Source organism: Pantoea sp. GbtcB22, from assembly GCF_019091025.1.
GTDB lineage: Bacteria > Pseudomonadota > Gammaproteobacteria > Enterobacterales > Enterobacteriaceae > Pantoea > Pantoea leporis.
The window spans coordinates 1-232 of the sequence record NZ_JAGXKB010000941.1 but is presented as its reverse complement, the minus strand read 5'-3'; the positions used below and the strand labels follow the sequence as shown (position 1 = coordinate 232).

The following is a 232-nucleotide window of genomic DNA, read 5'->3' as shown; positions in this document are numbered from 1 at the left end:
ACCTGCGGTTGGATCACCTCCTTACCTGAAGATACCTTCCCGCGAAGTGCTCACACAGATTGTCTGATAGAAAGTAATGAGCAAGACGGCTGCGAAGTCGTGACACATCGTGTCCCCTTCGTCTAGCGGTTAGGACTCCGCCCTTTCACGGCGGCAACAGGGGTTCGAATCCCCTAGGGGACGCCACTTGCTTGGTGACAGGTGAAAGGTGTCTCCACGACGTATCTCAAAC

The 232-nt window shown here is 54.7% G+C and carries 1 tRNA gene; it reads left to right on the top strand.

The annotated features are described in order from the left end of the window. Positions 1–111 precede the first annotated feature (111 nt). Positions 112–186 (top strand) — tRNA-Glu (locus tag KVT28_RS27105). Positions 187–232 lie beyond the last annotated feature (46 nt).